Raw genomic sequence first — 18,696 nt, 5'->3', positions numbered from 1 at the left:
GCTTCCTCGACCGCGATTTCGTCGAAGGGGTTCATCGACATCTTCACGTTGGCGAGATCGACACCGCTACCGTCCGCTTTCACCCGGACCTTCACATTGTAGTCAATCACGCGTTTGACAGGCACAAGTACCTTCATTTGCGTCATTCTCCTCACAGATTTGATGAGCCGTGCGTCGACTCGACCTTTGTTCTCTCGGGCTAGATAGCGGGTAGAGGCATCGGAAAACAGGTTAAAATCGTCACATTAGCGACAAACGACGTCGGGTTCTTTTTGTTTCCGGTTTAAACGGTAACCCGTGGCCCGTCCGTGTCGGAATCCCCCCTTGTTCAGGACGGCGCCGGCAAGCGGATCGTGATCCGAGTATCATGTGCGCGCCGCACGTGTTTTCTGATAAGGTAAGAGATGCGGAGACCCAGCGACGGAGTTGATCATGGAAAAAGTGCTTGGTTTCGGCGGATTCTTCTTCCGCTCTGACGACCCCAAGGGGCTGGCGCGCTGGTATCGCGACACGCTCGGCATCGATCTGGTGCCCGACGACTATGACACTCCATGCTGGCAGCAACAGTCTGGCGCGACCGTATTTGCGCCGTTTGACAAGGTCACCGACTATTTCGGGAATGCCGAAAAGCAGTTCATGCTAAATTTCCGGGTCCGCAACCTCGAGTCGATGATCGCGCAATTGCAGGCGGCGGGCGTCGAGGTGCGGCGCGATCCGGACTCGCCTTATCCAAATGGCAGTTTTGCCTGGCTAAACGATCCCGAGGGAAATCCGATAGAGCTTTGGGAACCTGCCGGGTAGGCAGGCTTCGCAAAGGGCAAGTCCGGAGCTCGGCCCTTCCGGTCGCCGGGCCGTCCATTGGACGCCCCGGCGCTGATTGCATCAGCGGTTCGCGCCCGGAACCCACAAGACATCGTCCTTGCCGCCATTGTTGGCCTGCCGCGCCGCCACGAAGAACCAATCGCTGAGACGGTTGAGATATTTCACGGCGACCTCGTTGATCGGCTCGTAGCTGCTAAGCTCGACGGCCATCCTCTCGGCCCGGCGCGAGACGGTGCGGCAAACATGTAGGTTGGCGGCCAGTCGCGACCCGCCAGGCAGAATGAAGCTTCGCAGCGGCTCAAGGTTTGCGTTCATTGTGTCGATCTCGCCCTCAAGACGGTCAGTTTGCGTGGCACTCATCCGCAGCGGCGGGTATTCGGCGTCGGCATCCTTGTCCATGTTGGGGCGGCACAGATCGGCGCCCAGATCGAACAGATCGTTCTGAATATGCGACAGCGCCTCGTCCAACGCCCCTTCGGCATCGAGCCGCGCGACGCCGACAAAGGAATTCAGCTCATCCACCGTACCATAGGCCGCCACCCGCCCCGAGAACTTGTCGACACGGTCGCCATTGCCAAGGGCGGTTTGGCCACCATCGCCCGTGCGGGTGTAGATTTTGTTGAGAACGACCATCGCCTCAGCCTCCCTGATTGCGCAAATACACGTAGAGCACGACAAGGCAGACGGCGATAAACTGGAACAGCAGCCGAAGCCGCATCATCTTGTTGCCGTGTTTGGCGTTGAACTCTCCACCTTTGGCAAACCCGCCGATCCCGATCATCAGCACGACCACGACCGCCGCCATCGCCAACCCCAGTATTCCCAGTAAGAGACTGTCCATGCCGTCCTCACGTATTCCATGTTCTGACCCTCCACCTAGCGGGTCAGCGTGAAAAAGCGAACCGGTTTCTGGGTTAGAGCCGCGACATCACGCGATCAACCGCGCGCGTGCTGAGAATGCGGCGCAGATAGGCGGCGACATAGGTTGCCGTGGTCACATAATAGCGCGGGCGGGGACTGCGAGCCGTAAGTGCGCGCGCCAGCTTGGCGGTCACCGCAGAGGCGGGCAGTTCGAACAGATCGGGACCGGTTGGATGATACATTCGCGGCATCAGTTTTTCTTCGTATTCTGCGCGCTTCGGCGAGCTCTCCCAGTCGATGTAACGCTCGAAATAGGCGATGCCCTTTTCGCGAAACTTGGTCGTGATGGGGCCGGGTTCGATCAGAATGACCGAGATGCCGGTATCGCGCAGTTCCAATCGCAGCGAAGAAGAGATCGCCTCGATGGCGTGTTTGGTGGCGGAATAGGCCCCGCGCCAGCGCATATGGATCAGACCCAGCGTCGATGAGCATTGTACGATCCGACCATGTCCCTGTGCCCGCATGACGGGAATCACACGGCGGGTCAGATCGTGCCAGCCAAAGAAGTTCGCCTCGAAAATTGCACGTAGACCTTCCATCGACAAATCTTCGACCGCTGCGTTCAACTGATGCGCCCCGTTGTTGAACAACGCGTCGAGCGTTCCGCCTGTGGCTTGTAAAACCTCGTTCAATCCGGACTGAATGCTCTCGGGGTCGGTATAGTCGATTCTGGGACTATCAAAGCCCTGCGCGCGCAGCCGGTCGCAGTCGCGCTGGTTGCGGCACGAAGCAAAGACGTGCCAGCCCCGCGCACGCATACCATGTGCCGCATCAAGTCCGATGCCCGAAGAACACCCTGTGATCAGAATGGTTTTCCGCATTTCGCCTCTTGCCTGCAACCGAAGTCTCTATGACCGCAGGGCGGGATTGGCGCAATGCGCTGTCAAGTTCAGTTGGCGTTTTTGCTGACCAGTGATGCCGCAATCCAACCAATCTGCTGTTCGGGAAGAACCCGCAGCCGCAGCCAACCGGTGCCCGAGCTGTCCAGCACCTCGACCTGGTGGCCGATATTCAGACGTGTGATCACCGGATATATTGTACCGGGACCGTCGCGCATGTTGACGCGGGTGCCGGTGATTTCGCGAATATCGCGATCGGGTTCGGCAAGCGTGGTTGCTAGCGGCTGCTCGGGTTCCTGCGCATCTGTCACGGTTTCAGCGGACAGCAGGCCCTCTTGTAGAGAGGCCAGCGTGATCGTGTCTTCGGTCGGGGTCTGGAACAGGCTGTCAGTGGTGCCGATGACATTGACCTGCGCCAGCCGGGCCAGCGCGTCCTGCGCCTCGGGTTCGGGTGTCGCTGTCTGGACAGGTTGCGTGGTCGGCTGCGGCTCGATGACCGGTTCCGGGACAAGCTCTGGCGAGGAAGAGGCGATCTTGACGGGCGGTGTTTCGTCTTTCGGGACCTGCGCCACTATTTCCAGTTTCGATCCGCGTTCACCGCGCGGCTCGAAATCAGCGCCGCCGCTGAGTTCATAAAAGGCAAAGCCCATGAAAGCAAAAGATACAATAACCAAGCGCATGGCGCGCCTCCTCGTACTAAATAAACACCCGGAATCAGCAGCAGACTTAACACCCTCACCTTACCATAACCGGGGTCACGAGTCGAAAAATCGGGGAGGATTCGCGCCCTGCTCCCCATAAGCTGTGGAAAACCCCACCAGCACTGTGGGAAAACACACAGGCTCGCTTTACGCCTGCCTTCTGGCGTCGTATCACATCATATATGAGCGATACGATCGATGACCCCAACATGAAGTTGCCCGAACCGGGCTCCGAAGTGGCCGAACCGCTGCGCCGCGCCATTGGTGACCGCTATCTGACCTATGCGCTATCGACCATCATGCACCGGGCCCTGCCTGATGCGCGTGACGGTCTAAAGCCGGTTCACAGGCGCATATTGTTCGCGATGCGGGAACTGCGGCTGAACGCGACGGGCGGATTCCGCAAGTCGGCCAAAATCTCGGGCGACGTGATGGGCAACTATCATCCGCATGGTGATGCGGCGATCTATGATGCGATGGCGCGCCTGGCACAGGATTTCAACGTGCGCTACCCGCTGGTCGACGGGCAGGGGAACTTCGGCAATATCGATGGCGATAACCCGGCGGCCTCGCGCTATACCGAAGCGCGGATGACCATCGTGGCCGAGGCGCTGCTTGAGGGTCTGAACGAGGACGCGGTCGATTTCCGGGAAAATTATGACGGCACGCTCACCGAACCGGTGGTGCTGCCGGCGCAATTTCCCAACCTGCTGGCCAACGGCTCCAGCGGGATCGCGGTGGGGATGGCCACCAACATCCCGCCGCACAACATTGCCGAGTTGTGCGACGCCTGCCTGCATCTGATCAAGACACCCGATGCGCGCGACGACACGCTGCTGAACTATGTGCCGGGCCCCGATTTTCCGACCGGCGGCATCATTGTCGAGCCGCCCGAGAACATTGCGCAGGCCTATCGCACTGGGCGCGGAAGCTTCCGGCTGCGCTGCAAATACGAGGTCGAGGATCTGGGCCGTGGCCAGTGGCAGATAGTGGTCACCGAGATCCCCTATCAGGTCCAGAAATCCAAGCTGATCGAAAAGATCGCCGAGGTGATCCAGACCAAAAAAATTCCGATCCTGGGTGATGTGCGCGACGAAAGCGCCGACGACATCCGCCTGATCCTTGAGCCACGCTCGAAGAATGTCGATCCGGACGTTTTGATGAACATGCTCTACCGCAACTCGGACCTTGAGGTGCGGTTCTCGCTCAACATGAACGTGCTGATTGACGGGGTGACCCCCAAGGTCTGCTCGATGAAGGAGGTGCTGCGTGCCTTCCTCGATCACCGTCAAGAGGTGCTGCTGCGGCGATCGCGCTATCGGCTGGGCAAGATCGACCATCGGCTGGAAGTGCTGGAAGGCTTCATTGTTGCCTTCCTGAACCTCGACCGGGTGATCGATATCATCCGCTATGACGACGACCCCAAGGCGGCTCTGATGCGCGAGGATTGGGGCAAGGACCATGTCCGTGCCACTGACGAGAGTGACTATGTCTCACCCGCGCCCGGTGAGGGCGAATTGACCGAGGTTCAGGTCGACGCGATCCTGAACATGCGCCTGCGCAGCTTGCGGCGGCTGGAAGAGATGGAATTGATCCGCGAGCGCGATGCGCTGATGCTGGAACGCGCCGGGATCGAGGACCTGCTGGAGAGCACCGATCTGCAATGGGCCCGTATCGCCGAACAGCTGCGCGAGACCCGCAAGACCTTCGGCAAGGACTATGAAGGCGGCGCGCGCCGCACCCGCTTTGCCGAGGCAGGCCAAGTCGAAGAAGTGCCGCTTGAAGCGATGATCGACCGCGAGCCGATCACCGTGGTTTGTTCACAGATGGGATGGGTCCGGGCGATGACCGGTCATATCGACCTCAAACGCGAGCTCAAATTCAAGGATGGAGATGGCCCCCGTTTCATCTTCCATGCCGAAACCACGGACCGGTTGCTGATCTTCGCCAGCAACGGGCGGTTCTATACGGTCAGCGCGTCGAATCTACCTGGCGGGCGCGGCATGGGCGAGCCGCTCAGGCTGATGGTCGATCTGCCCAATGAGGCCGAGATCATCGACATCCTGATCCATTCGCCTGAACGCAAGCTGCTGGTGGCCTCTAGCACGGGCAACGGCTTTGTTGTGCCCGAGGTTGAGGTCGTAGCGCAGACCCGCGGCGGCAAACAGGTGCTCAACGTCAAGGGCGACGACCGCGCGCTGATCTGCACGCCGGTGGCGGGCGATCACGTTGCGGTGGTGTCACAGAACGGCAAGTTCCTTGTTTTCCCAACTTCGGAACTGCCCGAGATGGGGCGCGGCAAGGGGGTGCGGCTGCAGAAATACAATATGGCGCGTGGCAAGCAGGGATCGCTGGAACTGGATGGCGGGCTTTCGGATGTGACGACCTTCAACTGGGACGACGGGCTGCGTTGGACCATGGGCGGCGACAAGACCCGGCATGAGGGTGATCTGACCCAATGGCTGGCCAAGCGGGCAGGGGTGGGAAAACGGCCCCCGCATGGCTTCCCGCGCAACTACAAATTTTCTTGAACCGCGCTCATGGCCGGAGAAAACTCGCCCATGCTGCTTGGAGAAACACATCAGAGGTGGTCTAAGATCACCCCTGAGGAACCAATCGAGACGGGACAATCATGATCCGCACTTTTGCTCTTGCCGGTGGGCTTGCCCTGTTGGCGGCATGTACGCAGACCCAGATAGATGAAAAACCCGAAGATCTCGGAGATTTCAAACTGCGCATCAATCACGTGGTTGCTGACAAGGCGGTCAAGGGACCGGTGTCGCGTGATGCCACGCCCGAGGCATGGAAGGCGGCGCTGACAAATGCCATCGAGGCGCGGCTGGGGCGTTATGAGGGCAGACAGGAATACGATATCGGCGTCTATCTGGGTGCCTACATGCTGGCTCCGCCGGGTGTGCCGGTGATCTACAATCCCAAGAGCATCGCGATCGTGGATGTCTATGTTTATGACGTCGGACGGAAAAAGATGCTGGCCCGCGAGCACCGCATTCAGGTTCTCGAAGACACGACCGGCGAAAGCGCCCTGGTCGGGTCGGGGCATAGCCGCACCATGGAGCAGCAGATCGCGGGGCTGTCCCTGAAAGTCGCCGATGCAATAGAGGAATGGCTGGCCGAAGAGCATCAGAAAGATGGTTGGTTTGATGCCCGACCTGACGCGGTACCCACAACCGAGACAGAAAACCCGACCGGTAGCTAGGCCTGTTGCACGGTTCCGCTTGATTTTCCCTTTTGAACCAAATATCCCGCGCGCGCAGATGCTAACCGGGACCTTGGGTCCCCCAAAACGCAAAAGGGCGCCAAGGACATGGCAAAGGAAAAGTTTGAGCGTAACAAGCCGCATGTGAACATTGGCACGATTGGCCACGTTGACCACGGCAAGACGACGCTGACCGCAGCGATCACCAAGTATTTTGGTGACTTCAAGGCGTATGACCAGATCGACGGCGCGCCGGAAGAGAAAGCGCGCGGCATCACCATCTCGACCGCGCATGTCGAGTATGAAACCGACGCGCGCCACTATGCCCATGTCGACTGCCCCGGCCACGCCGACTACGTCAAGAACATGATCACCGGTGCCGCCCAGATGGACGGCGCGATCCTGGTTGTGAACGCCGCTGACGGCCCGATGCCGCAGACCCGCGAGCACATCCTGCTGGGCCGCCAGGTCGGCATCCCGACCATGGTTGTCTTCATGAACAAGGTTGATCAGGTCGACGACGAAGAGCTGCTCGAGCTGGTGGAAATGGAAATCCGCGAGCTGCTGTCCAGCTACGACTACCCGGGCGACGACATTCCGATCATCGCCGGCTCGGCTCTGGCCGCGATGGAAGGCAACAACCCCGAGATCGGCGAAGAATCGATCCGCAAGCTGATGGCCGCCGTGGACGAGTTCATCCCGACGCCCGAGCGCGCCGTGGACCAGCCCTTCCTGATGCCGGTCGAGGACGTGTTCTCGATCTCCGGCCGCGGGACCGTTGTGACCGGCCGTGTCGAGCGTGGCGTGATCAATGTGGGCGACGAGATCGAGATCGTCGGCATCCGCGACACCAAGAAAACCACCTGCACCGGTGTGGAGATGTTCCGCAAGCTGCTGGATCGCGGTGAAGCGGGCGACAACATCGGCGCGCTCTTGCGCGGTGTGGACCGTGACGGCGTTGAGCGTGGTCAGGTTCTGTGCAAGCCGGGTTCGGTGACGCCGCACACCAAGTTCGAGGCCGAGGCCTATATCCTGACCAAGGACGAGGGTGGCCGTCACACGCCGTTCTTCGCGAACTACCGTCCGCAGTTCTACTTCCGGACCACCGACGTGACCGGCACCGTGACGCTGGCCGAAGGCACCGAGATGGTGATGCCGGGCGACAACGTGTCGTTCTCGGTCGAGCTGATCGCCCCGATCGCGATGGAAAACGGCCTGCGCTTCGCGATCCGTGAAGGCGGCCGCACCGTCGGCGCCGGCGTGGTGTCGAAGATCATCGAATAAGTCGGCTTTGCCGACTGGTGGGCAGCCGTTGCTCCGAAGGAGCAAAGCGAGCCCGCACCATAGAAACAAACAAAGGCCGCTCCAAACAGGAGCGGCCTTTTCCTTTGAGCGAGCGTCTCAATTACTGGGCTTGATGTTCCAGGGCAATCAGCCCCCTGAACCGCCTGCGCCGGTCCGACCATCCCGGTGCGCGCCGGGGTCTTGGCCGTGGGTCTTCTTCTCTCGTTGGCTTGATGCGCGACCGATCCCCGGTCTGGCCTGACCTCGGTGCACGTTGTCCGATCATGAAATAACTTGCTGAAATCCTTCGGGTCACGGGATTTACTCCTCACAGGATGGATGCGCTTTATCCTGCACGCAGGAGGGTTCTTTCTGAACCGACAAGAGCCGTAGGCCCGCAAGCATCCGTAAGTCACCCGTATCTCTCTTTGCAATGTGTGGACCGTGGTGCCATCGTTATGGCTCCATGTTGGTAACAGGTCCGGTGTTCCCATGACGGATGGAGCCTCCAGATTCGCGCGCATGCTAAAAGCGCATCGCACGTCACATGGCCAAAACGGCCGGATGACGCAGGAGCAGCTTGCGGAACAGTTGGGGGTGAGCGTGGATGCGATCGGAAAATATGAACGCTCGCTCTCGTTCATCCGGGGTGATCTCGAGTATCGGCTGTCCGATCGCCTCGGCTGGAGCCAGGCTGATGTAATTGCCTGCCGCAAGGATTGGGGGGCAAGGAGGAAACCCGCAAATAGCCGCTATCGCCTACTGGATGACACGCTGGTCGAGACGGTGTTCGAGGGGTCGTGGCGGGCAGCCTGCCTGGCCTCCATCGCAATGGCGGATGCCGAGCTGCACGACCTGCCGTCCGAGTTGGAGCCCAATGTGGATGTGTTCCTGCCGATCTATGAGATCTTCCGTTCGCATTGGGCGGCCATCATGTGTGACGGCGCAATGGTCGCGAAATGGACCCTGCCGTTTCTGCTGCCCGAGGATGAGGCGCTGTTCCGGGCAGGCCGGTTGATCGAATGCGATCTGAGTGTGGACCGGTTGCGCCGCCCGATCCTGCCAGGAACCTATTTCGGTTATTGTCCCGCACTGATCGTGCGACCCGGCCATGAGGCTGCCAGTTCTCTGTTGATGTCGTCGTTTGTGGGCTTCCTCGAAACACTCGCGGAGCGCGAGGTTTTCCTGCACGGCTTGGGAACGATTTCTGTCTCGCCGAGCGGGGCCCAGATCTGCCGCGACATCGGCATGATCCGCTTGGGAACTCATAGCCTGAGCCCCGAGTTTGTCGTTTGGAACCTGCCCGGAAGTCGAATCCCCGGATCAATTTTCGGACGCCGCAGCACCTTTTTGCGACAACGCTATTGCGAGGCCTTCGGCTGAACAGGGAAAAAGCGGGTGCTGTGGGCGACGCACCAATGATGATCGAATGCTCACAGCGCGGCGGCGAGGGTGGTGGCAGGCGATTTGGGAGCATCGCCGACTCTGTCGAGAACGACACCGGCGAACAAAAAAGGCCGCCCGATCCGGGCGGCCCTTCCTGTCGGTAATTACCCGATCGCTTATTGCGGAATCTCGCCTTCCAGACCTTCGACATAGAAGTTCATGCCAGCCAGCGTGCCGTCATCGGCGGTTTCACCTTCGCCCAGCCAGTCGCTGCCATCCTGCTTTTTCAGCGGGCCTGTGAATGGGTGATAGCTGCCATCGGACATCGCGGCTTTCATCGCCAGCGCCTCTTCCTTGACATCAGCCGGAACCGCGTCGGAGATCTCGCCGATTTCGACCATGCCCTGCGCGATGCCGTCCCAGGTGTTCACGGATTCCCACGTGCCATCCATCACCGCCTTGGTGCGGGCGATATAGTACGGCGCCCAATTGTCGATGATCGAGCTGACACGCGGCATCGGAGCATATTCGCTCATGTCCGAGGCCTGGCCAAAGGTGATCACGTTGCCTGCGTCCTGGGCCGCGGCCTGCGGCGCGGTGGAATCGGTATGCTGCAGGATCACGTCGGCACCCTGTTCGATCAGGACCTTGGCGGCGTCCGCCTCTTTTGCCGGATCAAACCAAGTGTAGGCCCAGACGATCTTGAATTCGACATCCGGGTTCACCTTCTTGGCGTGGATATAGGCCGAGTTGATGCCCCGGATCACTTCGGGGATCGGGTAGGAGCCGATATAGCCAACGACGTTCGATTTGGTCATCTTGCCCGCGATATGGCCCTGCACCGCGCGGCCTTCGTAGAAGCGTGCGGAATAGACCGATACGTTCGGTGCGGTCTTGTAGCCGGTGGCGTGTTCGAATTTCACCTTTGGGAATTTCTTGGCCACGTTGATGGTTGGGTCCATGTAGCCGAAGGAAGTGGTGAAGATCAGGTCGGCCCCGTCCAGCGCCATCTGTGTCATCACCCGTTCGGAATCGGGACCTTCGGGCACGGATTCGACAAACACCGTTTCGACCTGGTCGCCGAACTCGGCTTCGACTGCCTTACGGCCCTTGTCGTGTTCATAGGTCCAGCCGCCGTCGCCGACAGGGCCGACATAGACAAAGCCGACCTTGGTCTTGTCCTGCGCGACGCCAGCGGTCGCCATCCCCAGCGCCATCGCCGCCGTTGCAAGAAGAGTGGTAAGTTTCATCAGGTTCTCCCCAGTTGGTTATTGAGTTGGCCTCTAGTGCGAGGCATGGAAAATCCGGCCGAGCGAAGCAGGCGCGCCACTTTTGTCCGCCGAAAGGATCACAAGCACAAGGATCGTGATGATGTAGGGCGACATTGCCAGATACTCGACCGGAATGGCAACGCCAGCTGCCTGCAGGTTAAGCTGTAGCACGGTGATTCCCCCGAACAGATAGGCCCCAAGTAAAACCCGCCAGGGTTTCCAGCTGGCAAACACCACCAGCGCCAGAGCGATCCAGCCGATGCCGGCGGTCATGCCCTCGGTCCATTGAGGCACCCGCACGAGGCTGATATAGGCCCCGCCCAGGCCGGCGCAGGCGCCACCGAACATGATAGCGAGGACGCGAATGCGGATCACCTTGTATCCCAGCGCATGGGCAGCGTCGTGGTTTTCACCCACCGCACGCAGGATCAAGCCCACTCGTGTGTATTTTAGGACGGCCCAGACGACAGCGATCAGCGCGATGCCGAAGTAAAGCACCAGATCGTGACTGAACAGGATCGGGCCGACCACCGGCAGGTCGCTCAGCCCCGGAATATTCAATTCGGGCGTGCTGGGCGGTTTGACGCCCACATAGCTCTGCCCCATCAGCGCGCTCAGACCCAGGCCGAACAGCGTCAGGGCTAGGCCAGAGGCCACCTGATTGGCCAGTGCCACTTGCGTCAGCAGGACAAACAACAGCGACAGGATCGCGCCGCCAGCCGCCGCCGCAATGAAGCCGAACAGGGTCGACCCGGTCTCGACCGTTATGGCAAAGCCGCAGATCGCACCGATGATCATCATACCCTCGACGCCCAGGTTCAGAACACCGGCTTTCTCGACCACCAACTCTCCGATTGCAGCGAGGAGTAGCGGGGTTGCAGCCACCATCAGAGAGGCAACCAGCAGGACGGGATTGATTGCTGACAGGTCCATGGGTCAAGCTACCTCTTTCAGCGCCAGTCGGAGGCGGTAATTGGTCAGAAGATCGAAGGCGAGCAGGAAGAACAGCAGCATTCCCTGAAACACCTGGATAGCAGCGGCGGGCAGGCCCAGTTCGGATTGCGCGATCTCGCCGCCGATATAGGTCAGCGCCATCAGGCTGCCCGCAAGTAGGATGCCCACCGGATGCAACCGGCCCAAAAAGGCCACGATGATCGCGGTAAAGCCATAACCCACATTGAAATCGATGCTGACCTGACCTGAGGGGCCGGACACCTCGAACAGCCCCGCAAGGCCAGCCAGTGCGCCTGAGAGGCCCAGACAGAACAGGATCAGCCGCGCCGGGTTGACGCCCGCAAACCGCGCCGCACGCGGGGCCTCTCCAGTCAGCCGGATGTGAAAGCCCAGCATATGCCGGTTGAGCAGCACATAGGCAAAGATCACTGCGATCAGGGCGGCCACGACACCCCAATGCATGCCGGACCCCTCGACAAGTTCGGCGTTATAGGCGCTGGCATAAGATTGGAAATTGCGCGATCCGGGAAAGCCGAACCCTTCGGGGTTTTTTAAAAGCCCCAACGAAACCGAGGCCAGCATCTGTTCGGCCACATAGACCAGCATCAGCGATACGAGTATTTCGTTGGTACCGAACCGGACCTTCAGTAAGGCCGGAATCATGGCCCAGGCCCAGCCCCCCAGAGCGCCGCCGATCACCATCAGCGGAAAGATGTACCACGCTTCGAGCGGATAAAAGGCCAGCCCGACACCCGCGCCGACGATGGCGCCCATGATGTATTGGCCTTCGGCACCGATGTTCCAGATGCCCGCCTTGAAGCCCAGCGAAAGCCCGATCGCGATCAGCACCAATGGCGCGCCTTTGACCAACAGTTGTGGGCGGTAGTAGAACGAGAACTCACCAAAAAGTGGTTCCCAGAAGATGGTCATGATCGACTCGACCGGGTTTTTTCCCAGCGCGGCAAACAGCAGCCCACCAAAGAACATGGTGGCCAGAACCGCGACAAGCGGCGTGGCCAGCGACCAGGCCTGTGAGGGCTGGGGTCTCTTTTCCAGAACGATCATTCGCGCGCGCCCTCGTTGTTATTTCTTGTTTCAGACATGCGCCACCTCGATCCCATGTGAGCCGCCCATCATCAGGCCGATTTCGTCCACGCTCAACTCCGTGGTCGGGCGCGGCGCGCTCAGGCGGCCTTCGTTCAGCGCGGCGAAGCTGTCCGAAATTTCCATCAGCTCATCAAGGTCCTGACTGATGCAGACCACGGCAGCGCCGCCTGCCGCCAGATCCAGAATGGCCTGCCGGATCGCCGCCGCAGCGGCGGCATCGACACCCCAGGTTGGCTGATTCACAACCAGCACATCGGGGTCTTGCAACACCTCGCGGCCAATGACGAATTTCTGCAGATTGCCCCCCGACAGCGACCTCGCCGCATTCTCTGGCCCCGGCGTGCGCACGTCGAAGGCCTTGATGATCTTTTTGGCAAAGCTCTGGGTCTCCGCCCATTTCAGAAAGCCGCGGTTTTCAAGCCCTTCACGGACCGAGCCGGTGAGCAGCGCGTTTTCCGTCAGGCTCATATCGGGAGCGGCAGCGTGGCCCAGACGTTCCTCCGGGGCGGTCAGCAGGCCCATGCGCCGCCGCGCCGTCGGACCCTCTTTCCCGATGGGCTGGCCGGCCAGCTTTACCGCGTCCCGATCGGTCGCGATCTCGCCCGAAAGCACGCCCAGCAACTCGTCCTGGCCGTTGCCCGCAACGCCGCCAATGCCCAGCACCTCGCCCTTGCGGACGGTCAGGTGCAGGTTCTTAAGCGCGGTCCCGAACTCCGAGGGCGAGGGCACCGACAGACCGGAAATATCCAGCGCAACCGCGCCGAACTCGCGTCCGCCACGCTCGGGCGTCTGCAGTGTGTCGCCCACCATAAGTTCGGCCATCTGCCGCGCCGAGGTTTCAGCGGGAATGCATTCGCCCACGTTCTTGCCCAGCCGCAGGATGGTTGCGTGATCGCAAAGCGTGCGGATTTCTTCCAGTTTGTGCGAGATATAGAGGATCGAAGTGCCTTCGGAGCGTAGTTTCTGCAGCGTCTGGAACAGGATATCGACCTCCTGCGGGGTCAGAACGCTGGTCGGTTCATCCATGATCAGCAGCTTGGGGTCCTGCAGCAGGCAGCGTATGATCTCGACGCGCTGGCGTTCCCCGGCGGACAGGTCCCCAACCCGCCGGTATGGGTCCAAGGGCAGGCCATAGGTCTCGGACACGTCGCGGATGCGCGAGGCCAGTTCGTTCATCGCGGGCGGGTCCTCCATGCCCAAGGCGACGTTTTCTGCCACATCCAGCGCATCGAACAGGGAAAAGTGCTGGAACACCATGGCAATCCCGTCGGCGCGCGCCGCGCGCGGCTCGGCTGGGGCAAAGGGCTGACCGCGCAGGAGCATCGAGCCGTTATCGGGTTTCACCAGACCATATATCATCTTGACCAGCGTCGACTTGCCCGCGCCGTTTTCCCCCAGCAGCGCGTGCACCTCGCCCTCGCCGATGTCGAAGGAAACGGTGTCATTGGCGACAACGCCGGGATAGGCCTTGGTCAGGCCCTGCAGACTGAGAAGTGGGGTGGTCACGCGCTCAGATCCTTTTTGTTTTCAAGGGCTTTATGTGGCCGCAGCAACTGCGCCGCAACGCCTACGGCGATCAATTGAGGGTGTTTGCCCAGTGCGGGGTCTCCGATCGGGCAGGTGATGCGCGCGATCCGTTCGGGCGCATGGCCCAGAACGCTTAGCCGGGACCGGAACCGCGCCCACTTGGTGGCCGACCCAATCAGCCCGGCAAAGGCGAACTCATGCCGCAGCAGCTGGTCACACAGGTCCAGATCAAGCACATGCGAATAGGTGAGCACCAGATGCTCGGCCGTTGTTGGCGCATAAGACACAAGATCGGCGGGCTTTGCCGCCGGAACCACAGTCACACCGTCGGGCACGGATTCGGGAAACCGCTCTGCCCCGGTATCCACCCAAGTGATTGCCAGATCGGGCAGCGGGGCTAGCACATCGACTAACGCCCGGCCCACATGGCCCGCGCCCCAGATCCAGAGCGCGCGTGCGGGATTGTGGATCGGTTCGATCATCCAGCCGTCGATCAGTTGCGGTTCGGGTGCGAGGCCCTGGCCGCGCCGTGCCGCCAGCAGCCGCTTTACCGAGAGGGGCATCTCGGTTGCCTCAACCGGGCGTACGATCACATCCCCGGTCAATTCGTTCAAGGCGCTGGCGTCATAGACCTCACTCAGCAAGTTGACCGCCCCGCCGCAGCACTGGCCCAGATCCGGACCCAGCGCGTGTTGGCTCAATAGGCGCGGCTGGGTCTGCTGCCGCGCGGCCTGGGCCGCCTGAAATTCCAGCGTCCCACCGCCGATCGTACCGGATTGGCCGCCCTCCCAGACCAGCATGGCCGTGCCCACTTCGCGCGGGGACGAGCCCCTGATCGACGCGATCACCACGCGCACCACGCGGCCATATTCGGCAACCGCTGCGCGCAGGGTTTCCAGCTCAAACCCCATTGCGCACTCTCCTGACCCCGCGCCAGATTTCCTCGGCAGTGGCGGGTGCGTTCAGCGCCGGATAGGTCGAGCCGCAGGCCGCGACCGCGTCCGACAGCGCCAGCCAGGCCGAGATGCCCAGCATGAAGGGCGGCTCGCCCACCGCCTTGGAGCGATAGATCGTGTCCTCGCGGTTCTCGCCATCCCACAGCGTCACGTTGAAGATATCGGGCCGGTCCGAACAGGCCGGGATCTTGTAGGTCGAGGGTGCATGGGTGCGCAGCGCGCCTTTGTCGTCCCAGACCAATTCCTCGGTGGTCAGCCAGCCCGCGCCCTGTACATAACCGCCCTCGACCTGGCCAATGTCCAGCGCCGGGTTCAGCGATGCGCCCGCGTCATGCAGTAGATCGGCGCGCAGAATGCGGTTTTCGCCGGTCAGCGTGTCCACAGCCACTTCGGTCAGCGCCGCGCCATGGGCAAAGTAGAAGAAGGGCCGCCCGCGGCCCTTGATCCGGTCCCATTCGATTCTGGGTGTCTTGTAGAACCCGGTGGCAGACAGGCTGACGCGACCTTGATAGCTCAGCGCCGCAGCCTGGGCAAAGCTGTAGCGGGCTTCGCCCACCTCTACCTGACCGTCAACGAAGCGCACCGTGCTGACCTCGGCCTGATGGTGCTCGGCCAGATACGCCGCCATCCGGTCGCGGATCGTGTCGCAGGCGGCCTTGACCGCCATGCCGTTCAGGTCGCTGCCCGACGATGCGGCGGTGGCCGAAGTGTTGGGCACTTTGGCGGTGTCGGTTGCTGTGATCTTGATCATCTCCGGCGGGATGCCGAAGCGCGCCGCCGCCACCTGTGCCACCTTCTGGAACAGCCCTTGCCCCATTTCGGTGCCACCATGGTTCAGATGCACCGAGCCGTCCTGGTAGACATGCACCAGCGCACCCGCCTGGTTGAGATGGGTCAGCGTGAACGAGATGCCGAATTTCACCGGCGAGAACCCGAGTCCCTTCTTGATGATCGGATTTTCTTTGTTCCATGTGTCGATGGCCAGCCTGCGCGCCGCATAATCGCTTGAGGCCAGCAGCGCGTCGGTCATCCCGTGCAGCTCGAAATCCGTGACCTCCATGCCATAAGGCGTGGTGTTGCCCCCCGAGGGCACGGGCCGGACCGGACGCGCGCGGGTGGTCTGTTCCACCGCGCCGCGGCTGGTCAGGTCCTCATGCGGGTCGGCATGACCGAGCGGCTCCGCAGATTTCGGCTGCGCGGGCTGCACGGCATGCGCCGGTTCATAGTAGTTGCGCTGACGCAGTTCGACCGGGTCGATGCCCAGCACATGCGCGGCGTGATCCATTACCCTCTCGATCCCCACCACGCCCTGCGGCCCACCAAAACCGCGATAGGCGGTGGCGGACTGAGTGTTGGTCTTGAGCCGGTGGCTCTCGATCAGGGCATTAGGCAGCAGATAGGCATTGTCGGAATGCAGCATGGCGCGGTCGGCCACCGGCAGCGACAGGTCCTGTGCCCAGCCGCAGATCGCGTGATGCAGGAACGAAACGCCCTGAATATGCCCGTCTGAGTCGAAACCCGCGCGATAGCTGATGCGGAACGCGTGCCGCTTGCCGGTGATGGTCATATCATCATCGCGGTCATAGCGCATTTTGCAGGCACGGCCCGTCGCCCGCGACACCACCGCACAGGCCACGGCCAGCGCATTGCCCTGGCTTTCCTTGCCACCAAAGCCGCCACCCATGCGCCGCGCCTCGACCCGGACGGCATGCATCGGCACGCCCAGCGCATCGGCGACCTTGTGCTGTATCTCGGTCGGATGCTGGGTCGAGGAATAGACCATCATGTCGCCGCCCTCCTGCGGCAGGGTCAGGGCGGCCTGACTTTCGAGATAGAAATGCTCTTGCCCGCCCAGTTCGAACGTGCCTTCGATCACATGAGGCGAAGCCGCGATCGCACCCTCGGCATCGCCCTTGCGATAGATTCGGGGGCCTTCCTCGAACCGGCTGTCTGCCTCCAGCGCCTCTTCGATAGTCAGGATGGGGGACAGTTCTTCGTACTCGATCTTGACCAGCCGCGCTGCCTTGCGCGCCGCCAGATGAGACGTCGCGGCGACCACATAGACGGGTTGACCGATGTAATTGACCATATCCTCTGCCAGCAAGGGCTCGTCATGGATGGATGGCGAAACATCGTTTTCAAATGGTAAATCTGCGGCGATCAGCACGGCGACCACGCCGGGTGCGGCGCGCACCGCGTCCAGGTTCATCGACCGGATGCGCCCCTTGGCAATTTCGCTGAGGCCAAAGGCCAGATGCAGAGTGCCTTTGGGTGTCGGGATATCGTCGATATAGCGCGCCTCGCCCGATACGTGCAGCGGGGCGGTGTCATGGGGCAGGGGTTTCGCGATGCTCATGCGGTCACCTCCAGCACGTTGCCAGCCGCGCCCTGGCTTTCCGCGAAATAGCGCTCCAGCATCGCGCGTGCCGTCTCTAACCGGTACTCGGCCGAGGCGCGCATGTCGCTGAGCGGGGTGAAGTCGGCATCAAAACCGGATTGGGCCGCCGTGATCGTCTCAATCGTCCAAGGCTGTTTCAGCAGCGCCGCCTCGACCGTTGTCGCGCGTTTCGGTATCCCGGCCATGCCGCCAAAAGCAATCCGCGCGTCGGTGACGACACTGTCCTGAACGATGATGTTGAAACAACCGCAAACGGCCGAGATATCCTGATCGAAGCGTTTGCTCAGCTTGTAGCATTTCAGGCGGTCAGGCTGGCGCGGGAAACTCACCGCCTCGACAAATTCACCGGCTGCAAGGTCCTGCTTGCCATAATCGAGAAAGAAGTCCTCCAGCGGCAGCGCGCGGCGCGCCTCGCCCCGGCGCAGATGCAGCGTAGCATCCAGTGCGATCAGGGCGGGCGGGTTGTCCCCAATGGGGGAGCCATTGGCGATGTTGCCGCCCACGGTCGCCGCATGGCGGATCTGCACACTGGCATAGCGGCGGATCATCTCGGCATAAGAGGGATGCAATGGCGCGAGTGCCTCGCCCATCCTGTTCATGTCGACCATGGCGCCAAACCGGATGCTGTTGTCGTCGATGGTGATCTCTTTCAGATCATCGCAGCCGTTGAGGAAGATCACCGGATCGAGATCGCGCAGCTGTTTGGTCACCCAAAGCCCCACATCCGTCGCCCCGGCCACCAGAGTAGCTTCTGGCTGGGCCGCATAGGCGCGCGCCAACTCATTTGATGAGCGCGGCAGCATTGGATCAGGCGCGCCGCCCGGCGCGGTATCCTGAACCCAGATCGGCACCGGTTGTCCCTCGACCGCCTCAGCCGCACGGATGATCGGGGCGTAGCCGGTGCAGCGGCAAAGATTGCCTGCCAGTTGCGTGTCGTGATCCGTTGCACCGCTGCAATGGCTGGCCACCATCGACATCACGAAGCCCGGTGTGCAGAAGCCGCATTGCGAGCCGTGATACTCGACCATTGCCTGCTGCACCGGGTGCATTTCGCCCTGCGGTCCGGACACGCCTTCGACCGTCCGTACTGCCTTGCCGTGCAGTTGCGGCAAAAACAGGATGCAGGCATTCAGAGCCCTGGCCCCCTCCGCATCGCTGACCATCACCGTACAGGCCCCGCAATCGCCTTCGTTGCAGCCCTCTTTGGTGCCGGTCAGGCCGCGCTCTTCGCGCAGCCAATCCAGCAGGGTCGTGGTGGGCGATCCCCCCCCGATCTCGATAGTCTCTCCGTTCAGAAGAAACGAGATAGTCAT

At 61.4% G+C, this 18,696-nt stretch carries 16 protein-coding genes and 1 pseudogene; 5 read left to right on the top strand and 12 right to left on the bottom strand.

Annotated features, from left to right (window positions below):
- Window positions 1-137 (bottom strand): annotated as a pseudogene (locus AB1E33_RS19140) (electron transfer flavoprotein subunit beta/FixA family protein); the annotation flags it as partial.
- A gap of 295 nt (window positions 138-432) precedes the next feature.
- Between AB1E33_RS19140 and AB1E33_RS19135 the strand changes: the two are divergent.
- The gene (locus AB1E33_RS19135; RefSeq protein WP_372578867.1) at window positions 433-801 is read left to right on the top strand and encodes a VOC family protein; all 369 of its coding nucleotides are present in this window, start codon (window positions 433-435) and stop codon (window positions 799-801) included.
- Window positions 802-882: 81 nt separating this feature from the next.
- Here AB1E33_RS19135 and AB1E33_RS19130 read toward each other — a convergent pair whose 3' ends face one another.
- From AB1E33_RS19130 to AB1E33_RS19115, 4 genes are all read right to left on the bottom strand, one after another.
- Window positions 883-1,455: a cob(I)yrinic acid a,c-diamide adenosyltransferase gene (locus AB1E33_RS19130; protein WP_372578866.1), complete on the bottom strand. Its 573-nt coding sequence runs from the start codon at window positions 1,453-1,455 to the stop codon at window positions 883-885.
- A 4-nt stretch (window positions 1,456-1,459) separates the two neighbouring features.
- Window positions 1,460-1,663: a twin transmembrane helix small protein gene (locus AB1E33_RS19125; protein ID WP_372578865.1), complete on the bottom strand. Its 204-nt coding sequence runs from the start codon at window positions 1,661-1,663 to the stop codon at window positions 1,460-1,462.
- A 73-nt stretch (window positions 1,664-1,736) separates the two neighbouring features.
- Window positions 1,737-2,564 (bottom strand): SDR family NAD(P)-dependent oxidoreductase, encoded by an 828-nt coding sequence (locus tag AB1E33_RS19120; protein WP_372578864.1) that lies wholly within the window; start codon window positions 2,562-2,564, stop codon window positions 1,737-1,739.
- A gap of 68 nt (window positions 2,565-2,632) precedes the next feature.
- Window positions 2,633-3,262: an SH3 domain-containing protein gene (locus AB1E33_RS19115; protein WP_372578863.1), complete on the bottom strand. Its 630-nt coding sequence runs from the start codon at window positions 3,260-3,262 to the stop codon at window positions 2,633-2,635.
- A gap of 203 nt (window positions 3,263-3,465) precedes the next feature.
- Between AB1E33_RS19115 and parC the strand changes: the two genes are divergently transcribed.
- The 4 genes from parC (at window position 3,466) to AB1E33_RS19095 (ending at window position 9,167) form a co-directional block, all read left to right on the top strand.
- Complete coding sequence (gene parC, locus AB1E33_RS19110) at window positions 3,466-5,814, top strand: DNA topoisomerase IV subunit A (RefSeq protein ID WP_372578862.1); 2,349 nt, start codon at window positions 3,466-3,468, stop codon at window positions 5,812-5,814.
- Window positions 5,815-5,915: 101 nt separating this feature from the next.
- Complete coding sequence (locus AB1E33_RS19105; RefSeq protein WP_372578861.1) at window positions 5,916-6,500, top strand: hypothetical protein; 585 nt, start codon at window positions 5,916-5,918, stop codon at window positions 6,498-6,500.
- A gap of 108 nt (window positions 6,501-6,608) precedes the next feature.
- Window positions 6,609-7,784, top strand: a complete 1,176-nt coding sequence (tuf, locus tag AB1E33_RS19100; protein ID WP_372578860.1) for an elongation factor Tu — start codon at window positions 6,609-6,611, stop codon at window positions 7,782-7,784.
- Between the two features lie 522 nt (window positions 7,785-8,306).
- On the top strand, window positions 8,307-9,167 hold the full coding sequence (locus tag AB1E33_RS19095) for a helix-turn-helix domain-containing protein (RefSeq protein WP_372578859.1): 861 nt from the start codon (window positions 8,307-8,309) through the stop codon (window positions 9,165-9,167).
- A 179-nt stretch (window positions 9,168-9,346) separates the two neighbouring features.
- On the opposite strand, the gene AB1E33_RS19090 is transcribed toward AB1E33_RS19095, so the two are convergent.
- The 7 genes from AB1E33_RS19090 to AB1E33_RS19060 are packed head-to-tail and all read right to left on the bottom strand — an operon-like array spanning window position 9,347 to window position 18,696.
- On the bottom strand, window positions 9,347-10,420 hold the full coding sequence (locus tag AB1E33_RS19090) for a BMP family ABC transporter substrate-binding protein (protein ID WP_372578858.1): 1,074 nt from the start codon (window positions 10,418-10,420) through the stop codon (window positions 9,347-9,349).
- Window positions 10,421-10,453: 33 nt separating this feature from the next.
- A complete protein-coding gene (locus AB1E33_RS19085; protein WP_372578857.1) occupies window positions 10,454-11,374 on the bottom strand; it encodes an ABC transporter permease in 921 nt (306 codons plus the stop codon).
- A 3-nt stretch (window positions 11,375-11,377) separates the two neighbouring features.
- Complete coding sequence (locus AB1E33_RS19080; RefSeq protein WP_372578856.1) at window positions 11,378-12,460, bottom strand: ABC transporter permease; 1,083 nt, start codon at window positions 12,458-12,460, stop codon at window positions 11,378-11,380.
- A 30-nt stretch (window positions 12,461-12,490) separates the two neighbouring features.
- Complete coding sequence (locus AB1E33_RS19075) at window positions 12,491-14,008, bottom strand: ABC transporter ATP-binding protein (RefSeq protein WP_372578855.1); 1,518 nt, start codon at window positions 14,006-14,008, stop codon at window positions 12,491-12,493.
- The gene (gene xdhC, locus AB1E33_RS19070; RefSeq protein ID WP_372578854.1) at window positions 14,005-14,940 is read right to left on the bottom strand and encodes a xanthine dehydrogenase accessory protein XdhC; all 936 of its coding nucleotides are present in this window, start codon (window positions 14,938-14,940) and stop codon (window positions 14,005-14,007) included. Before xdhC ends, AB1E33_RS19075 begins: the two co-directional genes overlap by 4 nt.
- Entirely contained in the window at window positions 14,930-17,341 is a 2,412-nt protein-coding gene (gene xdhB / locus AB1E33_RS19065; RefSeq protein ID WP_372578853.1) for a xanthine dehydrogenase molybdopterin binding subunit, read from the bottom strand. The genes xdhC and xdhB overlap by 11 nt, the downstream gene beginning before the upstream one ends.
- The gene (locus AB1E33_RS19060; protein ID WP_372578874.1) at window positions 17,338-18,696 is read right to left on the bottom strand and encodes a xanthine dehydrogenase small subunit; all 1,359 of its coding nucleotides are present in this window, start codon (window positions 18,694-18,696) and stop codon (window positions 17,338-17,340) included. The genes xdhB and AB1E33_RS19060 overlap by 4 nt, the downstream gene beginning before the upstream one ends.

The sequence above is a fragment of the Ruegeria hyattellae genome, from assembly GCF_041537925.1.
Classification (GTDB): domain Bacteria; phylum Pseudomonadota; class Alphaproteobacteria; order Rhodobacterales; family Rhodobacteraceae; genus Ruegeria_C.
The sequence above is the reverse complement of the archived record's forward strand: the minus strand, read 5'-3'. Positions and strand labels throughout refer to the sequence as shown.